The sequence below is a fragment of the Thalassospira sp. SN3W genome (assembly GCF_038070535.1).
Classification (GTDB): domain Bacteria; phylum Pseudomonadota; class Alphaproteobacteria; order Rhodospirillales; family Thalassospiraceae; genus Thalassospira; species Thalassospira xiamenensis.
Map to the genome: position 1 here is coordinate 1,836,219 of NZ_CP121124.1, position 19,016 is coordinate 1,855,234.

Annotated in this window: 17 protein-coding genes; 5 read left to right on the forward strand and 12 right to left on the reverse strand. The window is 55.7% G+C overall.

The features are described 5' to 3' along the window. The first annotated feature begins 52 nt into the window (after window positions 1–52). The 3 genes from P8T57_RS08115 to P8T57_RS08125 are packed head-to-tail and all read left to right on the forward strand — an operon-like array spanning window position 53 to window position 2,343. Window positions 53–583, forward strand: a complete 531-nt coding sequence (locus P8T57_RS08115; protein ID WP_341365123.1) for an acyl-CoA thioesterase — start codon at window positions 53–55, stop codon at window positions 581–583. Between the two features lie 38 nt (window positions 584–621). Beyond that, on the forward strand, window positions 622–1,428 hold the full coding sequence (locus P8T57_RS08120) for an enoyl-CoA hydratase (RefSeq protein ID WP_341365124.1): 807 nt from the start codon (window positions 622–624) through the stop codon (window positions 1,426–1,428). Between the two features lie 21 nt (window positions 1,429–1,449). Further along, the gene (locus P8T57_RS08125) at window positions 1,450–2,343 is read left to right on the forward strand and encodes an NAD(P)-dependent oxidoreductase (protein ID WP_007088651.1); all 894 of its coding nucleotides are present in this window, start codon (window positions 1,450–1,452) and stop codon (window positions 2,341–2,343) included. 225 nt (window positions 2,344–2,568) lie between these two features. Here P8T57_RS08125 and P8T57_RS08130 read toward each other — a convergent pair whose 3' ends face one another. The 7 genes from P8T57_RS08130 to P8T57_RS08160 all read right to left on the reverse strand — a co-directional run bounded on the left by P8T57_RS08130 (window position 2,569) and on the right by P8T57_RS08160 (window position 12,150). Then, window positions 2,569–3,051, reverse strand: coding sequence for a hypothetical protein (locus P8T57_RS08130; protein WP_341365125.1), 483 nt, complete (start codon window positions 3,049–3,051; stop codon window positions 2,569–2,571). A 139-nt stretch (window positions 3,052–3,190) separates the two neighbouring features. Beyond that, window positions 3,191–5,284 (reverse strand): glucans biosynthesis glucosyltransferase MdoH, encoded by a 2,094-nt coding sequence (gene mdoH, locus P8T57_RS08135; RefSeq protein WP_341365126.1) that lies wholly within the window; start codon window positions 5,282–5,284, stop codon window positions 3,191–3,193. A 111-nt stretch (window positions 5,285–5,395) separates the two neighbouring features. Next, window positions 5,396–7,162, reverse strand: a complete 1,767-nt coding sequence (locus P8T57_RS08140) for a glucan biosynthesis protein (protein ID WP_341365127.1) — start codon at window positions 7,160–7,162, stop codon at window positions 5,396–5,398. A gap of 340 nt (window positions 7,163–7,502) precedes the next feature. Then, window positions 7,503–9,101, reverse strand: a complete 1,599-nt coding sequence (locus P8T57_RS08145; protein ID WP_341365128.1) for a gamma-glutamyltransferase family protein — start codon at window positions 9,099–9,101, stop codon at window positions 7,503–7,505. 18 nt (window positions 9,102–9,119) lie between these two features. Then, window positions 9,120–10,640 (reverse strand): tripartite tricarboxylate transporter permease, encoded by a 1,521-nt coding sequence (locus tag P8T57_RS08150; protein ID WP_341365129.1) that lies wholly within the window; start codon window positions 10,638–10,640, stop codon window positions 9,120–9,122. A gap of 17 nt (window positions 10,641–10,657) precedes the next feature. Continuing rightward, the gene (locus P8T57_RS08155; RefSeq protein WP_341365130.1) at window positions 10,658–11,197 is read right to left on the reverse strand and encodes a tripartite tricarboxylate transporter TctB family protein; all 540 of its coding nucleotides are present in this window, start codon (window positions 11,195–11,197) and stop codon (window positions 10,658–10,660) included. 8 nt (window positions 11,198–11,205) lie between these two features. Beyond that, a complete protein-coding gene (locus P8T57_RS08160) occupies window positions 11,206–12,150 on the reverse strand; it encodes a tripartite tricarboxylate transporter substrate binding protein (protein WP_341365131.1) in 945 nt (314 codons plus the stop codon). Window positions 12,151–12,388: 238 nt separating this feature from the next. On the opposite strand from P8T57_RS08160, the gene P8T57_RS08165 reads away from it, so the two are divergent. Both P8T57_RS08165 and P8T57_RS08170 read left to right on the forward strand, forming a co-directional pair. Further along, window positions 12,389–13,222, forward strand: a complete 834-nt coding sequence (locus tag P8T57_RS08165) for a sulfite exporter TauE/SafE family protein (protein WP_037988410.1) — start codon at window positions 12,389–12,391, stop codon at window positions 13,220–13,222. Window positions 13,223–13,335: 113 nt separating this feature from the next. Next, window positions 13,336–14,007, forward strand: coding sequence for a FadR/GntR family transcriptional regulator (locus tag P8T57_RS08170; RefSeq protein ID WP_341365132.1), 672 nt, complete (start codon window positions 13,336–13,338; stop codon window positions 14,005–14,007). A 19-nt stretch (window positions 14,008–14,026) separates the two neighbouring features. Here the strand turns inward: P8T57_RS08170 and P8T57_RS08175 are convergent, their stop codons facing one another. The 5 genes from P8T57_RS08175 to P8T57_RS08195 all read right to left on the reverse strand — a co-directional run bounded on the left by P8T57_RS08175 (window position 14,027) and on the right by P8T57_RS08195 (window position 18,981). Further along, window positions 14,027–14,782, reverse strand: a complete 756-nt coding sequence (locus P8T57_RS08175) for an aspartate/glutamate racemase family protein (RefSeq protein WP_341365133.1) — start codon at window positions 14,780–14,782, stop codon at window positions 14,027–14,029. Continuing rightward, window positions 14,779–15,606, reverse strand: coding sequence for an ABC transporter permease (locus tag P8T57_RS08180; protein WP_341365134.1), 828 nt, complete (start codon window positions 15,604–15,606; stop codon window positions 14,779–14,781). Before P8T57_RS08180 ends, P8T57_RS08175 begins: the two co-directional genes overlap by 4 nt. A gap of 1 nt (window position 15,607) precedes the next feature. Next, window positions 15,608–16,453 (reverse strand): ABC transporter permease, encoded by an 846-nt coding sequence (locus P8T57_RS08185; protein ID WP_223304904.1) that lies wholly within the window; start codon window positions 16,451–16,453, stop codon window positions 15,608–15,610. 98 nt (window positions 16,454–16,551) lie between these two features. Next, entirely contained in the window at window positions 16,552–17,868 is a 1,317-nt protein-coding gene (locus P8T57_RS08190; RefSeq protein WP_341365135.1) for a PotD/PotF family extracellular solute-binding protein, read from the reverse strand. 27 nt (window positions 17,869–17,895) lie between these two features. After that, entirely contained in the window at window positions 17,896–18,981 is a 1,086-nt protein-coding gene (locus P8T57_RS08195) for an ABC transporter ATP-binding protein (RefSeq protein WP_007088635.1), read from the reverse strand. Window positions 18,982–19,016 lie beyond the last annotated feature (35 nt).

Consider the following 19,016-nt stretch of genomic DNA (forward strand, 5'->3'; position numbering starts at 1 on the left):
TGCAAACGGGCCGCATCCCTCACCCGGCATATATCGGCACAAGGAGCCTGTCGTGAATCTGATTTTCCGACTGATCCGTGTGCTGGTTCTGTCCTGGTTGCGGCCCGGCCTGCATCCGCTTGACCCGTCTGTCTTGTCATTCCGGGCGTGGCCATTGGATCTGGATATCAATGTCCATATGACCAATTCGCGCTACTTCGCATTGATGGATCTCGGACGAACCGAACTGATCCTGCGTAACGGCATTGCCAGACAGATGCTCAAACGCAAATGGCAGCCCGTCGTGTCCGGGTCCACCATGCGGTTCAAACGCGCGATCAAACCGTTCCAGCGCTTCAAACTCGAAACGCAGGCCCTTTATTGGGACGACAAGGGTTTCTATCTGGAACAGCGTTTTATCGCGAACGGCAAGACATTGGCACTCGGCATCGTAAAGGCCGTGTTTGTCGGCCCCGATGGCATCGTCCCGCCCGAACAGATTTGCAGGCTGGTGGGTGCGGATGAAACATCACCGGTCATGCCCGACTGGCTTTCAGGCTGGCCGGACATGGAAACCGCCATCGAAGCACGGCTTGCCGCCTGACAATAATAACCGGGCACAAACCCGCGGGAGGAATTCTTATGACTTCAAATGATGCCGTCTTGCTGTCGATCACCGATCAGATCGCAACGATCACCCTGAACCGGCCCGACCGGATGAATGCGCTTGATCAGTCCATGATCAAAGGATTTGGCACCGCCCTTGATCGGATCGAGGCCGACATTGCCAATATCGGCGCGGTCATTATCGAGGGATCAGGCGGCACGTTCATGGCCGGTGGCGATGTGAAGTTCTTTTATGAGCTATCAAAAAACCCGGTGGAAGAATCCCGGCCCCTGATCGAAAACATGATCAACCGGGTCCATGACATCATCATCCGCCTAACCGCCCTGCCCCGCCCCGTTATCGCAAAGCTCGAAGGGGCGGTTGCCGGGTTTGGCATCAGCCTGATGAATGCCTGCGACCTTGCGGTTGCCGCCGAAGAAACCGTTTTCACACTGGCTTATATCCATATCGGCACGTCACCAGACGGCGGATCAACCCATTCGCTGCCCCGCCTTGTCGGCATGAAAAAGGCCAAGGAAATTGCCTTTCTGGGTGACCGGTTCAACGCGACCGACGCCCACGAATGCGGTCTGGTCAACAAGGTCGTCCCCGCCGATCAGCTGGCATCCGCCACGGCCAAATATGCCGCCCGCCTTGCCGCCGGCCCACGCGATGCCCTTGCCCGAACCAAGGCGTTGCTCAACACCGCGCTTGAACATGATCTGGCCGAACAATTGGAACTGGAAGCCACCGCCTTCGCCGATTGCGCCGGAAGCCACGACTTCCGCGAAGGTGTCCGCGCCTTTGTCGAAAAACGCAGCCCGCAATTTGGCAAATCATAAGAAAATTCAGGGAAGAAAATCATGGCAAGTTTAGCTGGCAAAACACTGTTCATCACCGGCGCATCGCGCGGGATCGGCAAGGCAATCGCACTGCGTGCGGCACGCGACGGGGCAAATGTCGCGATCATCGCCAAAACCGATGAACCCCATCCCAAACTGCCCGGCACGATTCACAGTGCCGCCGCCGAGATAGAGGAAGCCGGTGGCAGAGCACTCGCCCTTAAAACCGACATTCGCGAAGAAGACCAGATCGCCGATGCCGTTGCCCGAACCGTCGAAACCTTTGGCGGGATCGACATCCTGATCAACAATGCCAGCGCGATCAATCTGACCCCGACCCTGCAAACACCGATGAAACGGTTCGATCTGATGTATCAGGTCAACACCCGGGCCAGTTTCGCCTGCGCGCAGGCCTGCCTGCCGCATCTGATGAAATCCGATAACCCGCATATCCTGACCATGTCGCCACCGCCCAACCTGTCGGCACAATGGTTTGCCAACCACACCGCCTATACGATTTCAAAATACGGTATGAGCTTGGTGACGCTGGGCCTTGCTGCGGAATTCGAAGACGAAGGTGTTGCTGTCAACTCGCTGTGGCCCGTCACCGTGATCGAAACCGCCGCCCTTAACATGATCCCCGGCCTTGAACAGGGTCGCGCGCGTAGCCCCGAAATCCTTGCCGATGCCGCGCACGCCATCCTGACATCGCCCGCACGCGACGTTACCGGGGGATTCTTCACCGATGAAAGCGTGCTGGAGGCCATCGGGATCACCGATTTCGAACCCTACAACCTGACACCGGGCAAGGCCCCCTATCCGGACTTCTTCCTTGAACTGGACCGGAACGGCAAAAACGATCCGGCCGTCGCCCGGCTTCTTGAAAAACTATCCGCCGCACGCAAAGCGGCCTGAACCTTTTTTCGTCGGCGTTGGGGAGTGTGTGCCCTGACGTCATCGGGATCTGATTTCATTCGGGATCAGGTCCCACTCGCCCGCTGAACTCGACCCGCCCTTTTGGGCGGGTTCTTTTTTTGCATGCCCCAAAACCAACAAAGCACCGCCTGTGTGGCAGTGCTTCATTGGGAATGCGCAAATGACGTTGAGGGTAAAACAAGTCAGCGCAAATCTTTAAATTATTCAGGATGCGGCGCGACGATCCAGCGACTGGCGCGGCATCACACAGCTTTTCACCGCCGGGGTCGGGCACATCATCTGTACCGACAGGGCAAGGGCAAGGTCGTTGTTGCTGTGTTCACGATCCAGAAAACGCTCGGACCAGGCGTTGTCGCAGTTGGCCGACAGAAACGCACAACGCATCATGGCAAAACCGGAAGAACCAAAACAGTTGTTCTGGCCGCTCAGATCAGCAAACCAGCTTGCGATGGCATCATGGGCCGCCTGATCAAGAATGTCCTGCATACTTTCTTTTTCCGTTGTCGCAACGGTGTCCTGCTGCAAGGCAGTACGCAATTCGTTCACCAGACGCTGATGAGCCTGCGGATTATCAACACTGAACGAACGCAACCACGCACGCGCGGTCTCGTCAATCAGGCGAGTCACAGCAGCAGATTCAAAAGCAGCGTAGGAAAAGCCTTTTGATGCGATGGTCAGATCAGTCATGTTTGCGGCCCCTTCGGGCTAAATGGCGACAATCGGTGATTAACTCTTTGGTAAGGATTATGATCACCTAAAAACCGCGGCATATTTTGATTAAATCAGGGCGTTTTTGTGGCGCGACCTATGCAAGAAAATCAATGCACTATGACGAATTAGCGGGCATTTTTGCGTTTTCGTCCTTTTTGCCAGCCATAATCTGATCAAGCGGTTTGACCGGCCACGATAGAATCTTGAGTTTCTCGTCTTTTGTCAGGCTTTCGACCCCCAACCGGGACAGCTTTTCATAGATGATCCCGATCTCGATCTGGGTACGACGATCGGGTTTACGCGCGGGCAAAAGGGCCGAATGCAACGCGTTGGCAAACGGGTCCTCGATCAGGCGCAGCAACCCGTCTTTGACATCTTCATCGGGCGCTTCCGCTGTCAGGCGCGCCAATGTCGCAAGTTCTTCGGGGGATTCGGTTTCTTCGGGTGTCACAAAAAGCTTCATCCGGCGCGCCGCACGCCCGATGGCAAGGCTGCTTGACCAATGCGTCAGCCACGGTGCCAGAACAAGCCCCGCCAGAATCGGCGACAGCCACCAGAAGAAGGCCGTATCCACAAACAGCGCTACCGCCCCCCAGATAAGGCCAATCACGATGATCGTCCGATGGGTTTTCAATGCCGCCTTAAACGGCACCCCCGTATCGTCACGTTCCTGTGCATCCCAACCCACCTGATTGCCGGTCAGAACCGAAAACACGAACTGCGCATGCAACATCATCATGATCGGTGCCTGCAAGGCGGAATACAGCGTTTCAAGAACACCACTCGCCAGCACCATGACCCCGCCATACTTCTTGCGGTCCCGCCCGAAACAAACCATCAGGATCGAGATGATTTTGGGCACCACCAGCATACCGATGGTAAAGACCAGCAACACCAGCATCTCGAACGACCGGTCAACCGGCCATTGCGGGAACATCGTGAACTGGCTGGGAAAGAAGCTATAGGTCAGTTGCGTGTTCTGCAGCGTCGCAATCGTCGAAGACAGCAACAGCAAAAGCCACAGCGGCGAGGAGCCAAAGCTCATGACCCCCATAAAGAAATGAAGACGGCTAAGCGGCCTGAATCCCGGCGCAAACAGAAGCCGCGCATGCTGCATATTGCCCTGGCACCAGCGGCGATCACGGATTGCATAGTCAATCAGGTTCGGCGGCAATTCTTCCCAGCTGCCTTCAAGCTGCGGGATCAGCCAGCAACGCCAGCCCGCCTTGCGCATAAAGGCGGCCTCGACAAAATCATGGCTCAGGATATGCCCGCCCATCGGCGGCTTGCCCGACAGAACCGGCAACCCGCAGCAATCAATGAACGCCTGCACGCGAATGATCGCGTTATGGCCCCAATAGTTCGAACTACCCATGCACCAGAACGAAAGACCCGCCGACATGGTCGGGCCATGAACGCGCGAAATGAATTGCAGGATACGGGCAAACAGGGTCTGGCGGCCGGTCGGCTGCGGCGGGCTCTGGATGATCCCGGCATCGGGATTGTTTTCCATCAGATAGGCCATATTCACCATGGCCTCGCCCGACATCACACTATCGGCATCAAAAACGATCATGTGATCGTAATGCGTCGCATAGGTTTCGCAGAATTCCTTAAGGTTCCCGGATTTGCGTTCGGTATTTTCAGCCCGACGGCGGAAGAATATCTTGCCGCGCGCTTTCAAATCCGCGCAGGCCTTGGCCCATGCGACTTCCTCGGCGATCCAGATATCGGGATCACGGGTATCGGACAGAACAAAGAAATCAAACGCATCGATTTCACCCGTCGCGACAAGGCTTTCATAACTCGCACGCAGTCCGGCAAAAACACGGTCCGGGTCTTCGTTATAAACCGGGATCACCACCACATTCCTGGATCTGAGCGACCCTTCGCGCGCAATCGGCTTCAACCGTTTCAGCGTAATCGCATCCAACCCGAACCCGCGCAGGAATATCCCGACAATCCCGGTAAAGAAGGACACTGAAATCCAGGCAAAGTTGATCGTAAAGAACGCAATAACCACCATTTCCATGACGGTCAGTTGGTCGGCCCCCAATACATCGGCCATCAGCCACGCGGCATAGGCGGTCGCAAAAATCGATGCGCCAAACAGGAAAATGCGCCGTGATCCAACACCCGGCCCACGCAGTTTGACTGTCGGGTCAAGGTCATCCTCGTTGACACCATGATTGGCTGCGCTATCAGGCATAGGATCGGAAATCCGGCTCATAAGGTTTTACTTTTCCCTGAATTCAACTTGCGACTGTCGGGCAAAACGCACCACACAGGCAATTGTGCCCGCATGATGGGGCCAAAGGCGTCAAAACACCCACGGCATTGTCCAGGTTTCACTCAGCACCCTGTCGTCATATTGCAGGAAGGCCCGTAAATTTGAACTTTGGGCGTCACCTGTCCCAATCAGATCAAAGATCACGCGAACACCACCGTTTTCCGAATCCTTCATGATACGGACATTACGTATTTCGGCATTGGACGCGCTGATATTGGCTTTAAGATTGTCGAGGTCAGCCAGATAATATTCAAGCTCTTCACCAGCAAAATTCAGGATGAAACGGGTTGCCGCCTGCGCGTCATCACCCTCAGGCTGGATACGCATGATGCGCGTATCTGTCGCCTGTGACAGCTTGTGCAGGTCGCTTCCATCCTGTGTTGCCGCAATCTTATATTCGAATGTCAGCTCGGTTCCCGCCTCGGGCTTGTTCTGCGGGACCCAGAAGGCAACAATATTGTCGTTACCTTCGCTCGGGCTTGGTATCTCGACCAGTTCAACATGCCCTTTGCCCCAATCACCTTTTGGCGTCACCCAATATCCCGGCTGCTGATCGAAACGGGTATCGAGATCCTGATAATGGTCAAAGTTCCGGTCACGCTGCAAAAGCCCGAAGCCGCGCGGATTTTCATCCAGGAACGAACTGATCTGCAAGTTGGCCGGGTTATCAAGCGGCCGCCAAAGCCATTCATTTTTGCCGTTATTGATCAAAAGACCATCACTTGAATGAACTTCGCCACGATAATCATCAAGGCGGCGGCGCTTCTGTTCGCCATAAAGGAACATGCTGTTCAATGGCGCAAGGCCGATCTTTTCGACACGATCCCGGAAGAAAAGCGTGCTGCTGACATCGACTTTGCTGTTGTTACCCGGACGAATATCAAACCGATAGGCACCGGTTACGCGCACGCTATCAAGAAGCGCAAATACCGTGATCGTACGCTCGCCTTGTTTGGGCGCAACGATCCAGAATTCACGAAATACCGGGATTTCTTCGCCGGACGGACCGGCAAGATCAATGGTCAGGCCGCGTGCCATCTGTCCGGCAACCTGATCACGCCCCTGAATACGGAAATAGGAAGCGCCAAGGAACGTCGCCAGTTCATCACTGCCTGCAACATTCCCCAACGGATACCGCAGACGGAAACCGGCATATCCCTGTGTCGAGAAATCATTACCCGAAAGGCCGGTCTCGCCAAAATCGAACAATCCCGCAGAATAGGGAACAGCCTGCACCTGACCTTCACGAATAAGGTTTATGGCAACCGGCACGTCATACATGTTGCCCGGATGATAAAGGTCCAGTGCGAAACCCGAATTCGCCTGACTGAAAAATGCTTTCTCGGATTTAAAGCGGATCTTCGCGTAATTATCGGAGCTAAGATTTGCCAGTGCTTCGGGCAGCTCACGATGCGGGTTCTCGAACGGTTGCTTTGCAAGATTGCGCGCCCGCTCGATCACCTGTGCGGGATCAAAGGCCACTGGCACGGAAACCGCCGGTTTTTCAGCTATCTCTGGTGCCGCCGCACCCTCAGCAGGTTGCACAGAATTATCAACAGAATCATCAGCAGGGGTTTGGGCACTATCCGCCGCCGGCTCTGTGCTTTCTGCTGCCGGGCTGGCCGTCTCGGCCTGTACGGGTACAGCAGGCTGCTCGCCTGACGAAGTTTCGGTCGTGGTGCTGCTATCCTGCGCGTGTACCGGGCCACTCGCCCCAAACGTTAAAAACCCCGCCAGCGCAACCGCAAGCAGAGCATGAACCGAGACACTGGTGACACGCTTTTGAAATCTGTACATATTTCCCGTCTGAGTTTTCCAACTGATCGGCGATTTTCCCGCCAAAGATGTTTTGCTTAAAGAACGGGGCAGCAATGTGACAGCATATTGATAAGAATCCGGTGCTGCCAGCATTTCAAATTCCGCATCTTGCGTCTTTACGCTTTTCCGGCCCAGACTCAAAGCAGCATTTTTGCATGGGCTATCCCCCTGAATTGCGGTGATTTCCATCTTGACGAACCGAAAAACATTAGCAGATCAAAATATCGGATTTTCATAAGAATTAAGGCCGGTCAAATTAATGACCGGCCTTTGCACCAGATGAATTAAGGGGAGCTCATCTGAATTGAGGATGGGAAGATTAATATCCGACGGCACAACCGTCTTTTCGCGGATCAGAACCGGCAACATATCCGGCATCGGTTTTCGCGATAAGCTGCGCACCACCAAAACCGAAATTGGTGCTATCGGGGGCCTCAACCTTGATCACATGCCCCTTGGTTTTCAGGGCATCGATCACATCCGCCCCGACCGAGGCCTCAACGGCAACCTCAAGCCCGGAAAGCGCCTGCCAGCGCGGCGCATCTGCCGCCGTTTGCGGGTCCTGCCCCCAAAGCTGGGTGCGAAGCGTCATCTGCAAATGGCCCTGTGACTGCATCGGGCCGCCCATCACGCCAAAGCTCATGACCGGGTTGCCGTCGTCCCCCATCAGGAAACCCGGAATGATCGTCTGGAACGGGCGTTTTCCGCCTGCCACCTGATTGGGATGACCGTCTTTCAGGGTGAAACCGAAACCACGGTTTTGCAGGCTGATTGATGTGCCCGGCACAACAACACCAGACCCGAAACCCATATAGTTCGACTGGATGAACGACACCATCATGCCGCTTTCATCCGCCGCCGTGACATAGACCGTGCCGCCATGCTTTGGCGCACCGGCCTTGAAATCCTGCGCCTTGTTGGCATCAATCAATGCCGCACGCGATTTCAGGTAATCATCGGACAGCAGATGTTCGACCGTCACATCGCGCATGTGATCCAGATCGGCGACATATTCATGCATATCCGCAAAGGCGAGCTTCATCGCCTCGATCTCAAGATGCAGGGCCTCGACCGAGTCCGGTGCATGATCGGCGATGTTGGTATGGCGCAAAATACCCAGCGCAATCAGGGCTGAAATCCCCTGCCCGTTTGGCGGGATTTCATGCAGCTTGACCTTGCCAAAGCTTTGCGAAATCGTTCCGACCCAGTCGGTTTTATGATTTCCAAGGTCCTCTTCGGTCAGGACCGCACCATTTTCCTTGGCAAAGGCCGCAATTTTGGCCGCCAGCCGCCCGCGATAGAAACTCTCGCCACCGGTTTCGGCAATATCTGTCAGGCTTTCCGCAATCGCACGGTTGATGAACAATTCACCCGCTTTCGGTGCCTTGCCACCGGGCAGAAACGCCTCGGCAAAGCCCGGTTGCTTCCCCAAAAGATTGCCGCCCTTTTCCCAAAGGGTCGCGATGATCGGGGAGACGGCAAAACCACGGCTGGCATATTCGATGGCTGGCTCGAACAGTTTTTCAAACGGCAATTTGCCGAACTTGTCGGAAATTTCGCGCCAGGCCGAAACCGCCCCCGGTACGGTAACCGATTCCCAGCCGCGTTGCGGCATGGCATCCGCCCCGGCAAAGCGTTCCGGCGACCATGCCGCGGGCGCACGACCCGATGCATTAAGCCCGTGCAGTTCCTTGCCATCCCAGATGATGGCATAGGCATCCGAACCAAGCCCATTGCCGGTCGGCTCAAGCACCGTCAATGCGATGGCGGATGCCAGCGCGGCATCGGCCGCATTTCCGCCCGCCAGCAACATGCGCAAACCGGCCTGTGCGGCCAATGGCTGGGATGTCGATACAACATTGCGCGCAAGCACCGGCGAGCGGCGTGAGGCATAAAGCGCGTCATGACGAAGTTTCATTGAAGTCTCCTGATCGGCTTAATCGCCGTCCTGTTCATCGGTGGCGGGACGGTTCTTTTTGCGCATTTTAAGGATGGAACGGACACTGAAGATAACCGACAGCAACGCTGCCGCCAGAAGGACGGCTGAAATCGGTCGGGTAAAGAAAGTCATCCAGTCGGGATCACTCATCAATGCGCGGCGTAAATTGGTTTCGGCAATCGGCCCCAGGATCACACCCAGCACCAGCGGTGCCAGCGGATAATCAAGGCATTTAAGGCCATAGCCAACCAACCCGATAATCCCCAGAAGATACAGGTCCGTCACACGGTTATTAAGCGCAAACGCCCCAATAACGCAGCAAATGATGACGGTCGGCACGATGAACTGTTTGGGAATGTCGGTCACCCGCAGGAACAGGCGCATGGAAGCGACACACACCACCAGCATCATCAGGCTTGAAACGATCATGGCAATGAACATGCCATAGGCCAGATCGGCATGATCCATGATCAGGCGCGGACCAACCGAAATGCCGTGCACCATAAGCGACGCCATCAGAATGGCATCAACCGCAGACCCCGGAATGCCCAAAGCAATCATCGGGATCAGACCACCACCCGCCGTGGCAGAATTCCCCGCCTCGGACGCAACCACACCATCGGCACAGCCTTCGCCGAATTTTTCCGGGTTTTTCGAACTGCGTTTGGCCTGATCATAGGCCAGCAGGTTGGCGATGGATCCACCCGCACCGGGCAGCGCCCCAATCAGAACCCCGATCATCGATGACCGGAACAGATTGACCGGTGCCATCAGGACTTCGCGCATGACTTTCCATGTTTTGAAGTCGATCACATCGGGGATCAACGCCTGATTGGTCTTCTTGCCATGAATTTCGACTTCGCTCAGCAGTTGGCTGATCGCGAAAATACCAATCAGCACGACAAGGAACGGCAAGCCCGGCATCAGAAGATCGGTATCAAAGGTCAGGCGCGATTTGCCCATCATCGGGTCCGGGCCGATGGTCGCAATGCCAAGGCCAATGACACCCGCGATCAAACCACGGATTAACGAGTTTCCGACAAGGCTTGCGACAATCGTCAGTGCAAAGACGATCAGCGCGAAATATTCCCACGGGCCAAGCTTGACCGCAATCAGCGCCAGCGGCGGGGCGGCCACGATCAGAACGATGGTCGAAATCACCGTCCCGAAGAACGATGCCCATACACCCAGTGAAAGGGCCCGGCCCGGTTCCCCCTTGCGTGCCATCGGAAAGGCATCAAAGGTTGTGGCAACCGAACTTGGTGTTCCGGGAATCCCCAGAAGGGCGGCACTGATCAGACCACCGGTATACCCACCAACATAAACCGACAGCATCACCGACACCCCCTGCAACGGTTCCATCGCAAAGGTCAGCGGCAGCGTCAGAATGATTGCCATTGTCACGGTAAAACCGGGGATGGCCGCGGCGACAATCCCGGCAACCGACCCGATCAGCATGTATGTCAGGGTATCAAAGGCAAATACCTGATGGGCCCCGGCAAGAAACGCATCCAGCATAATTTAAACTTTCCCGCCTAACCCGCGAACAGAACGCCGCGCGGTAAGAACACATTGAAAACTTCTGCAAACAGCAGGTTCAACCCGACCGAAAAAATCAGGGCGGCGATGATCGACTGCATGACCGTGCGTCGCGAAACACCCGCAATCATCAACTGCGCAATCAGCAGAAAGACAAAACTTGCAAGCGAAAACCCGGTCCAGGGCATGACACCAAGATAAACCGCAAACAGCGCAAACAGGCCGATGGATACCCGACGCACATAAAGCCACTGGGTAAAGGCAGCCCCCACACCCGCAAGACCACCCGCCCGCACGATTTCAATGATCGAGCGAATAGCCGCAATCAGGCAAAGCACCGCCAGCAGCGCAAAGACAAGTTTCGGGAAGGTGCCCGCCCCCAGCGGTTCCCAGCGTGACGTCGGCAAACCGGCCGCCATCGAGGACAGAACAACAGAAACGCCACCAAAAACGATATAGGAGATCAGCCGCGCCAATTCGGTGCGGGCGCGCGAAGCAGCGGATACACCTGTATCCGCTGCTGCTGCCTCCGTCACCTTGACGGTCATCCTTCGAGCTTGCCGACAAGCTTCGCGATGGTCGCATTAAGCTTTTCAAGATAGGCGCTGTATTTTTCCTGACCATAAAACACCGGATCGGCACCGGCATTTTTCATCAGCTTGATCACGTCTTCGCGCTGCATGACTTTTTCGATATGGGCTTCAAGCGCATCAACGGTTTCCTGCGGCGTACCTTTCGGCAGAACCACACCACGCGTGATCACCAGCTCGGCATCCATGCCAAGTTCCTTAAGCGTCGGAACGTCCGGTGCATCGTCGGTACGTTCCTCGGTACCAACGGCGGCATAAACCAGATCGCCATTGTCGACGAACTGCTTGGCCGACGAAATATCACCAATCGCGATATCGATGTTGCCACCCATCAGCGCACGGATACGCTCACCCGTATCGGTGTAACCGACATAGGAAAACTGAAGCCCCATGGCTTCTTCGATCATCGCGATATGAACATGCGGAATCCCGCCCAGCGTCACACCGGCGCGAACGGCACCCGGATGCGCCTTGGCATAGGCGACCATTTCTTCGAAGTTCGAAAAATTATCGTTCTTCGAAAGCGTCAGATACTGCGGCGACGATGCCACCAGTGCGACGGGGATAAAGCTGTCCCAGTTAAGCTCGGTAATTCCGGTCTGGCTCGATACCAGAAGACCTTCGTGAATCTGCGAAATGGTATAGCCATCTGCCGGACGTTTGGCGAATTCGGCAAGGCCGACATTGCCACCCACGCCGGGCATATTGATGACAGGAATGGCCTGACCGGTTTCTTCGGCAAGGCCCTGGGCAACGATACGCATCAACGTGTCACTGCCGCCACCCGGCCCCCACGGCACAATGAATTCAATCGGTTTTTCGGGATAGCTCTGCGCCTGCGCGGGTGCGGCAAAGGCAGCGGCCATCAAACCGGCGGCTACGGCAATCTTGCGGAACATATGTTCTGCCTCCTGATGAGATTTGATACCTGAGTCTGAACCAATTTATATTTGGTTTGTTCATTTTGTCGCCATATTGTTGGCATTCTTGCATTTGGTTCGCAACTATTAAATCTGGTTAATCGTGATTAATTGCCAGATTAAGCTGCTTAATGGCGCAAAACATTTGCCAACTACGACCAATCAGAGTTAGTACCAATACACCTAGATAGTCATTATTGGTTTGGATTGGTTCATCATGATTGAAATCGAAGGCACCATGAGCCTGTATCTGCTGTGGGGTGCGGCAATGCTGTTTGCCGGCATCGTCGGCGGCATCATGGCAGGGCTTCTGGGCGTCGGCGGCGGCATCGTCATTGTGCCGGTGCTGTATCATTTCCTGACCACCATGGGTGTCGATGAAAGCCTGCGCATGCAGGTTGCCGTTGCCACTTCGTTAACGACGATTATCGCCACCGCGATTTCATCCACCCGAAGCCACTACAAAAAGGGTTCGGTTGATATCGCCCTGCTCAAACACTGGGGCCCGGCAATTGTCGTCGGTGTCCTGATTGGCACCGCGATTGGTGGCTTTGCCGATGGCCGGGTTCTGACCATCGTGTTTGCCGTCGTCGCCCTGCTGGTTGCCGCCAATATGATTCTGGTCCGGGATCGCGAAACCGATACCCAGAAAAACCCGCCCAAATCCGTCTGGGCGATACTGGGTGTGATCGCAGGCAGCCTGTCGGCGATGATGGGGATCGGCGGTGGCACGATCTGCGTACCGGTATTAAGCTTCCTTGGATATGACATCCGCCGTGCGGTGGGCACATCGGCCGCAATCGGCCTGATCATCGCCCTGCCCGGCACCATCGGTTATGCGATGTCCGGGATCGGTGTGGACGGGCGCCCGCCCTTTTCGCTGGGATATGTAAACGTTCTGGCCGCGGCCCTGCTGATCCCGATGACGGTTCTTTTCGCACCGGTTGGCGCGCGCATCGCGCATTCCATCCCAAGGCGCGCGCTTCGCATCTGTTTTGGCCTGTTTCTGGCCATCACATCATTGCGCATGTTCTATGATCTGATTTCCTGATATCTGATTGGGATTGATGCTGTTCCGGGCTGACGAAACCGCAAGGGTGCAACATGCGGGCAACAGGCCGGAACAGATAAGATTTAAACGTCCAGATAACGATAAAAAAAGCCATGAATGACATAGCAACCCAGAGGTTGGCAGAAAAGCTGAGAACAAGCTTCGCCGCGGGAGAATTCGTCAAGAACGGGCGCGTCATCGCCGAACGCGAACTGGCCGAACAGCTTGATGTCGGGCGTCGTGCGCTCCGCAAGGCATTGGATCAGCTTGAATCTGATGGTCTGATCTGGCGTCGTCAGGGTCAGGGCACCTTTGTCGGCACCCCGCCAACACCGCGCCTTCGCAAACTCGAAGGACTGGCCACCCGAACAAGCCCGTTTGAAATCATGGAAGTCCGCCAGGAGATCGAGCCCTCCATGGCCCGGTTTGCCGCCCTTCGCGCCTCTCAGGCCGATATCGACACCATGCGCACCATGATCGAAAACGCCGCCAAAGCCCAAAATCAGGGCGAATATGAAAAATGGGACGCGGCCTTTCATCAGAAACTGGCCGAAAGTGTCCGCAACACCCTGTTTCTGGCAGTGTTCGAAGCCGTCAGTGCCGTCCGCCGCGAAGCCGCATGGGCCCGTATGCGCGAAAGCAGCCATTCCGACCGCCTGATCAATGACCTGAGCACCCAGCATCGCGAAATCGTCGACGCGATAGAACAGCGCGACCCGAAACGCGCAGAAGACGCCATGCGGCGTCATCTGGTTCAGGTTGAACAGGCGTTAAAGCAAATCTGACCGGAAATTTGATCGTCGATCACGCCACCGGGGCAAACGCGGCAAATATCCCGTCATAGGTTTTCACCGGCGGGCTGGCATACGCCCCCGCCTTGCTGGTCTGAAGCCCAAGCATCCCCATCGCTTCAATCAGCTTGACCGCCGCACTGACCCCGTCAATCACCGGCACGCCAAGCTCGGCCTGCAATCGCTCGGCAATATCGGTCATTCCGGCACAGCCCAGAACAATCGCCTCGGCACCATCTTCGGCAAGGCAGTTTTCCGCCGAAATTTTCAGCGCCAGATAGGCCATATCCGCATTTTCGCCCTCGAAATCGAGTGTCCGGACACCCGCCGCCCGCACCACACATTGCGATGACGCCCCATATTTCGACACCAGATGTTCAAGCGGACGCACCGATACCGCCATCGGGGTGACAATGGCAAAGCGCGACGCAACGATGGCCGCAAACCGAAGCGCCGCCTCGCATAACCCCATCACCGGCGCCTTGGTCAGGCAGCGCGCGGCATCAACACCGGTATCATCAAAACACGCCACGACATATCCGCTGATCTTCCCGCCCAATGCCCCGTCTGCCTCAAGCCCGCGCATCGCGGCAAGCAACCCGACGCTGGCAAACGCCTCGTCATAATAACCCTCGATACTGGCCGGGCCGAATTTCGGATTAAGGGCCAAAACCTCGGTCCCCGGTGCAACAATACGGCGCGCCTGCGCACCAACCTTTTCGGTAAACCCGACCGACATATTGGGATTGATAACCGCGATCCGGGTCATGCCTTTTGCCCCTTGCGATGCCGCAGGATCAGGACCGAACCAAGTGCGATGGCAATCACCACAAACGAAAAGCCCGTCGTCACCGTGCCCAGCGCATAAAGTACTGGTGTCGTCACGTTGGTTGTCATCCCGTAAATCTCAAGCGGTAGGGTATTAAGCGCGCCCGCCGTCATCAGCGTCCGGGCAAACTCGTCATAGGACAGGGTAAAGGAAAACATCGCGACCCCGATCAGGCTGGGGGCCACCATCGGCAGAACAATATGCCAGATGGTCTGCCAACTGCTCGCCCCCAGATCGCGTGCCGCTTCCTCATAAGACGGATCAAACCGGTTAAACACCGCAAACATGATCAGAAGCCCGAACGGGAAGGTCCATGTCAGATGCGCGCCAAGGGCTGATGTAAACCATTGCGGTTGCCAACTGACGATATTGAACAGCAACCCGATACCAAGCGAAATCAGGATCGACGGCACGATCAGGCTGGCAATCGCCAGATAGAAAATCACGCTGTCGCCCTTGAACCGCTTGCGAAACGCCAACCCCGCCATAAAGGACACCAGAACCGTCACCACCATGACAATCAGGCCAAGCTTGAGAGATCGCAGGAACGATCCGCCAAAATCCCCGACCGCCTGCTGTTCAAACAGATTGCCGAACCAATGGACCGACAATCCATTCATCGGAAAGGTCAGACCGCCATTCTCCCCTTGGAATGACAGGATAAAGATCGTCAGCATCGGCCCATACAGGAACAGCACAAACAGCGCAAAGAAAGCCGCCAGAAAATAGAAACTTGTCGGGCGCTTTTCACGGGTCTTCGCCATCTCAAAGCTCCTTCCTGATATCGACCATGCGCAGCAACGCCGTCACGATCAAAAGCACGGTCACCAGAAGCACCACCGCACTGGCCGCCGCCGCCGGATATTGCAGCAACCCGATCTCATTGGAAATCTGAAGCCCGACCGACGCACTCTGCCCGCCACTCATCAAACGCACCGTGATGAAATCACCCATCACGACCGTGATGACAAAGATCGAACCGATTGCAATGCCGGGCTTTGATAACGGCACAATCACGTGGCGCAGGGTTTCAAACCCCGATGCCCCGGCATCGCGCGCCGCCTCAATCAGGGACCGGTCAATGCGCATCATCGAATTGAAAATCGGCACCACCATAAACAGGGTGTAAAGATGCACATCCGCCAGAACGACCGCAAAATCCGAAAACAGCAGGAATTCAAGCGGCTCATCCACAATCCCCAGCCCCATCAGGGCGGAATTCAAAAGCCCGTTGCGCCCCAAAAACGGAATCCACGAAATCATGCGAATGATGTTCGATGTCCAGAACGGGATCGTGCACAACATGAACAGGACAATCTGCCATGTCAGGCTCCGCACATGGAACGCCAGGAAATAGGCAACCGTAAACCCGATCAGAAGGGTAAAGCCCCAGGTCAGGGCGGCATATTTGAAGGTATTAAGGTAAATCTGCCAGGTTACTGAAGACCCCAGCAGGTATTTGTAATTTTCAAAAATGAAGTCGGGCAGAATGCGGTATTCGTCATAGTCCCAGAAACTGACGACAATAATCGTCAGCAACGGCACGACCAGAAAGATCGCAAAGATCAGCGCCATCGGCGAGATCAGGAAATACGACGATCGTTTGGACATATCAAACGCCATTGTCTGCCCTTTGAACCGGAAAAATCATCAGGGAAATCAGGATATCGGGCGCAACCGAAGCTGCGCCCGATCAAATTCAGATGCCGTTAGGCGGCGATGAATTCGTTCCACTTGCGGACCATGTGCTTGTTCTCGTCCATGACAGAGTTCCAGCACGCAACCGATCCCATGCGTTCCTCGTACGAACCGCCATCGCGAACCGCACCGGCCTTTTCCATCACCTTGCCATCCGGGCTAAGGATATCGCCCTGGGCTTCCTTGCCTTCCATCCAGAAGCCCCATTCGTCTTCGGACATGAATTTCTGTGCGGTTGCCGGGGCTGCACTGTAATAACCCTGACGGTTAAGATACGCCCCGACCCAGCCCGACAGGTACCAGTCGATATATTCATACGCCGCCGCAAGTTCGAGGCCGGTAAGGTGCTTGGCAAGACCAATGCCACCACCCCATGCACGATACCCTTCCTTAAGCGGCTGGTATTTGCATGCAATGCCCTTGGACCGAACGGCGGCAACCGCCGGTGACCACATCGACTGGATCACGACTTCGCCCGATGCCATCAGGTTGACCGACTCATCGAAGCTCTTCCAGAATGCGCGGAACTGACCGGCTTTCTTGGCATCGATCATGATCGCAATCGTCTTGTCGATTTCTTCCTGGGTCATGTTGCCCTTGTCACCATAGGTGACTTCACCCATGGCTTCGCAAACCATGGCCGCATCCATGATCCCGATGGACGGAATGTTCAGGATCGACGCCTTGCCCTTGAAGGCCGGATCAAGCAGATCGGCCCAGCTATTGATCGGACGCTCGATCAGGTCCGGGCGAATGCCCAGCGTATCCGCATTGTAAATCGTCGGAACAAGGGTCATCCACTGGGTCGGCGCAGATGCAAATTCGACACTGTCGGCACCTTCGACAAAGCCAACCGTGTGCGGTGCCGTGCCCTGTGCGATCTCTGAATCCGGGGTCAGTTTGCCATCGATGAACAGCTTGGAGATATACTGATAGTTTTTAAGCTTGGTGGTATCCATCGGCTGCATGGTGCCCGCCGGGAAGACCTTCTTACAGATCCAGTATTCGATATCGGCAATATCAAACGATTTCGGCTGGGTTACCGCACGCTGGGCAACCGCATCGGAATCAAGGGCCGTCATCTGAAGCGTGAAACCAAGGTCTTCCTTAACCTTGTCGGCAACCGCATTGATGTTTGAAACACCCGTGCCGAACTGGCGCAATGTCACATCCTTGATGTTCTGCGCCCAGATGGTCGGGAAACCGGTGATCGCACCTGAACCAATCGCGACACCGGCAGTCGCAGCCGCACCCTTAACAAAACCGCGGCGGGTGACTTCCTTGGTCGAAAGCAGGTTTTTCGTCGTTTTGGAATTGTCGGTCGTCATGTGAAGCTCCTGATAAATGATGTTTTTTTAGGCCAGAACATGCGCGTGTTCGGGTTTCCAGTAGGCGATGAACTTTTCCTTCCGGCGCACGGGCGCCTGCCGAAATTCACTTTCGGTCTTCATCAGGGTGATTTCCTTGCCGTCATTGGTCGTCGCCACAATCCGCACCCAAAGGCCGAGATACTCGACCGTTGTGATTTCGACGGGAATCTGACCGTTTTCGGCATCACCGGGCGCTGTTTCACCCAGTCCGATCAGGTCGGTACGAATTGTGAATTCAAGATCCTCGCCCGTGGCACCACCGCCATAACCGGGCAGGAAGAAACTATCGGGACCACGGCTCAGAAGCGTTCCCGCCGGACTGCTTTCCGAAACCGTTCCCTTGAAGATATTCTGACCGCCCATGAAATTGGCGATGAAGCGCGAACGCGGCTTGTTGAATATTTCCTCGGGCGTGCCTTTCTGGCGAATAACACCGTCTTCCATGACAACAACCATGTCCGAAAGCGCAAGCGCCTCGTCCTGGGCATGGGTGACATGGACAAACGTGATGCCAAGCTCCTGCTGAAGGCGGCGCAATTCGTCGCGCATCCGCGCCCGCAGGAACGGATCAAGGGCCGAAAGCGGCTCGTCCAGCAACAGGACGGAGGGCTGCGTGATCAAGGCACGTGCAAGCGCAATGCGCTGCTGCTGCCCACCCGAAAGCTGATCGGGCTTGCGATCCGCAAATTTTTCCATATGGACGCGGGCCAGCATTTCCTTGGCCCGTTCATTGCGCTCTGCCGGGGAAACGCCCTGCATCCGCAGGCCGAACGCGACATTTTCCATGCAGGTCATATGCGGAAACAACGCATAATTCTGGAACATCATCGCCGTGCCGCGCTTGACCGGCGGAAGCTCGGTCACATTGCGATCCCCGATCAGAAGATCACCTTCGCTGATCACCTCATGCCCGGCGATCATGCGCAATGTCGTGGTTTTGCCGCAGCCGGATGGACCAATCAGGCAGCAATAGGCCCCTGCCGGTATTTTGAGGTCGATCGATTTGACTGCGATGGTACTGCCGTAATGCTTACTGACAGCGATCAACTCAATGGCCCCGTTACCCTTCATGCGCCCACCCGTTACTGCATGCAAAATTGTTAACA

What these genes read in the sequence shown, in the direction of transcription:
- P8T57_RS08120 (WP_341365124.1), top strand. Translation starts at nt 622, where the DNA reads ATGACTTCAAATGATGCCGTCTTGCTGTCGATCACCGATCAGATCGCA.
- P8T57_RS08125 (WP_007088651.1), top strand. Translation starts at nt 1,450, where the DNA reads ATGGCAAGTTTAGCTGGCAAAACACTGTTCATCACCGGCGCATCGCGC.
- P8T57_RS08130 (WP_341365125.1), bottom strand. Translation starts at nt 3,051, where the DNA reads ATGACTGATCTGACCATCGCATCAAAAGGCTTTTCCTACGCTGCTTTT.
- mdoH (WP_341365126.1), bottom strand. Translation starts at nt 5,284, where the DNA reads ATGCCTGATAGCGCAGCCAATCATGGTGTCAACGAGGATGACCTTGAC.
- P8T57_RS08140 (WP_341365127.1), bottom strand. Translation starts at nt 7,162, where the DNA reads ATGTACAGATTTCAAAAGCGTGTCACCAGTGTCTCGGTTCATGCTCTG.
- P8T57_RS08145 (WP_341365128.1), bottom strand. Translation starts at nt 9,101, where the DNA reads ATGAAACTTCGTCATGACGCGCTTTATGCCTCACGCCGCTCGCCGGTG.
- P8T57_RS08150 (WP_341365129.1), bottom strand. Translation starts at nt 10,640, where the DNA reads ATGCTGGATGCGTTTCTTGCCGGGGCCCATCAGGTATTTGCCTTTGAT.
- P8T57_RS08160 (WP_341365131.1), bottom strand. Translation starts at nt 12,150, where the DNA reads ATGTTCCGCAAGATTGCCGTAGCCGCCGGTTTGATGGCCGCTGCCTTT.
- P8T57_RS08165 (WP_037988410.1), top strand. Translation starts at nt 12,389, where the DNA reads ATGATTGAAATCGAAGGCACCATGAGCCTGTATCTGCTGTGGGGTGCG.
- P8T57_RS08170 (WP_341365132.1), top strand. Translation starts at nt 13,336, where the DNA reads ATGAATGACATAGCAACCCAGAGGTTGGCAGAAAAGCTGAGAACAAGC.
- P8T57_RS08175 (WP_341365133.1), bottom strand. Translation starts at nt 14,782, where the DNA reads ATGACCCGGATCGCGGTTATCAATCCCAATATGTCGGTCGGGTTTACC.
- P8T57_RS08180 (WP_341365134.1), bottom strand. Translation starts at nt 15,606, where the DNA reads ATGGCGAAGACCCGTGAAAAGCGCCCGACAAGTTTCTATTTTCTGGCG.
- P8T57_RS08185 (WP_223304904.1), bottom strand. Translation starts at nt 16,453, where the DNA reads ATGTCCAAACGATCGTCGTATTTCCTGATCTCGCCGATGGCGCTGATC.
- P8T57_RS08190 (WP_341365135.1), bottom strand. Translation starts at nt 17,868, where the DNA reads ATGACGACCGACAATTCCAAAACGACGAAAAACCTGCTTTCGACCAAG.
- P8T57_RS08195 (WP_007088635.1), bottom strand. Translation starts at nt 18,981, where the DNA reads ATGAAGGGTAACGGGGCCATTGAGTTGATCGCTGTCAGTAAGCATTAC.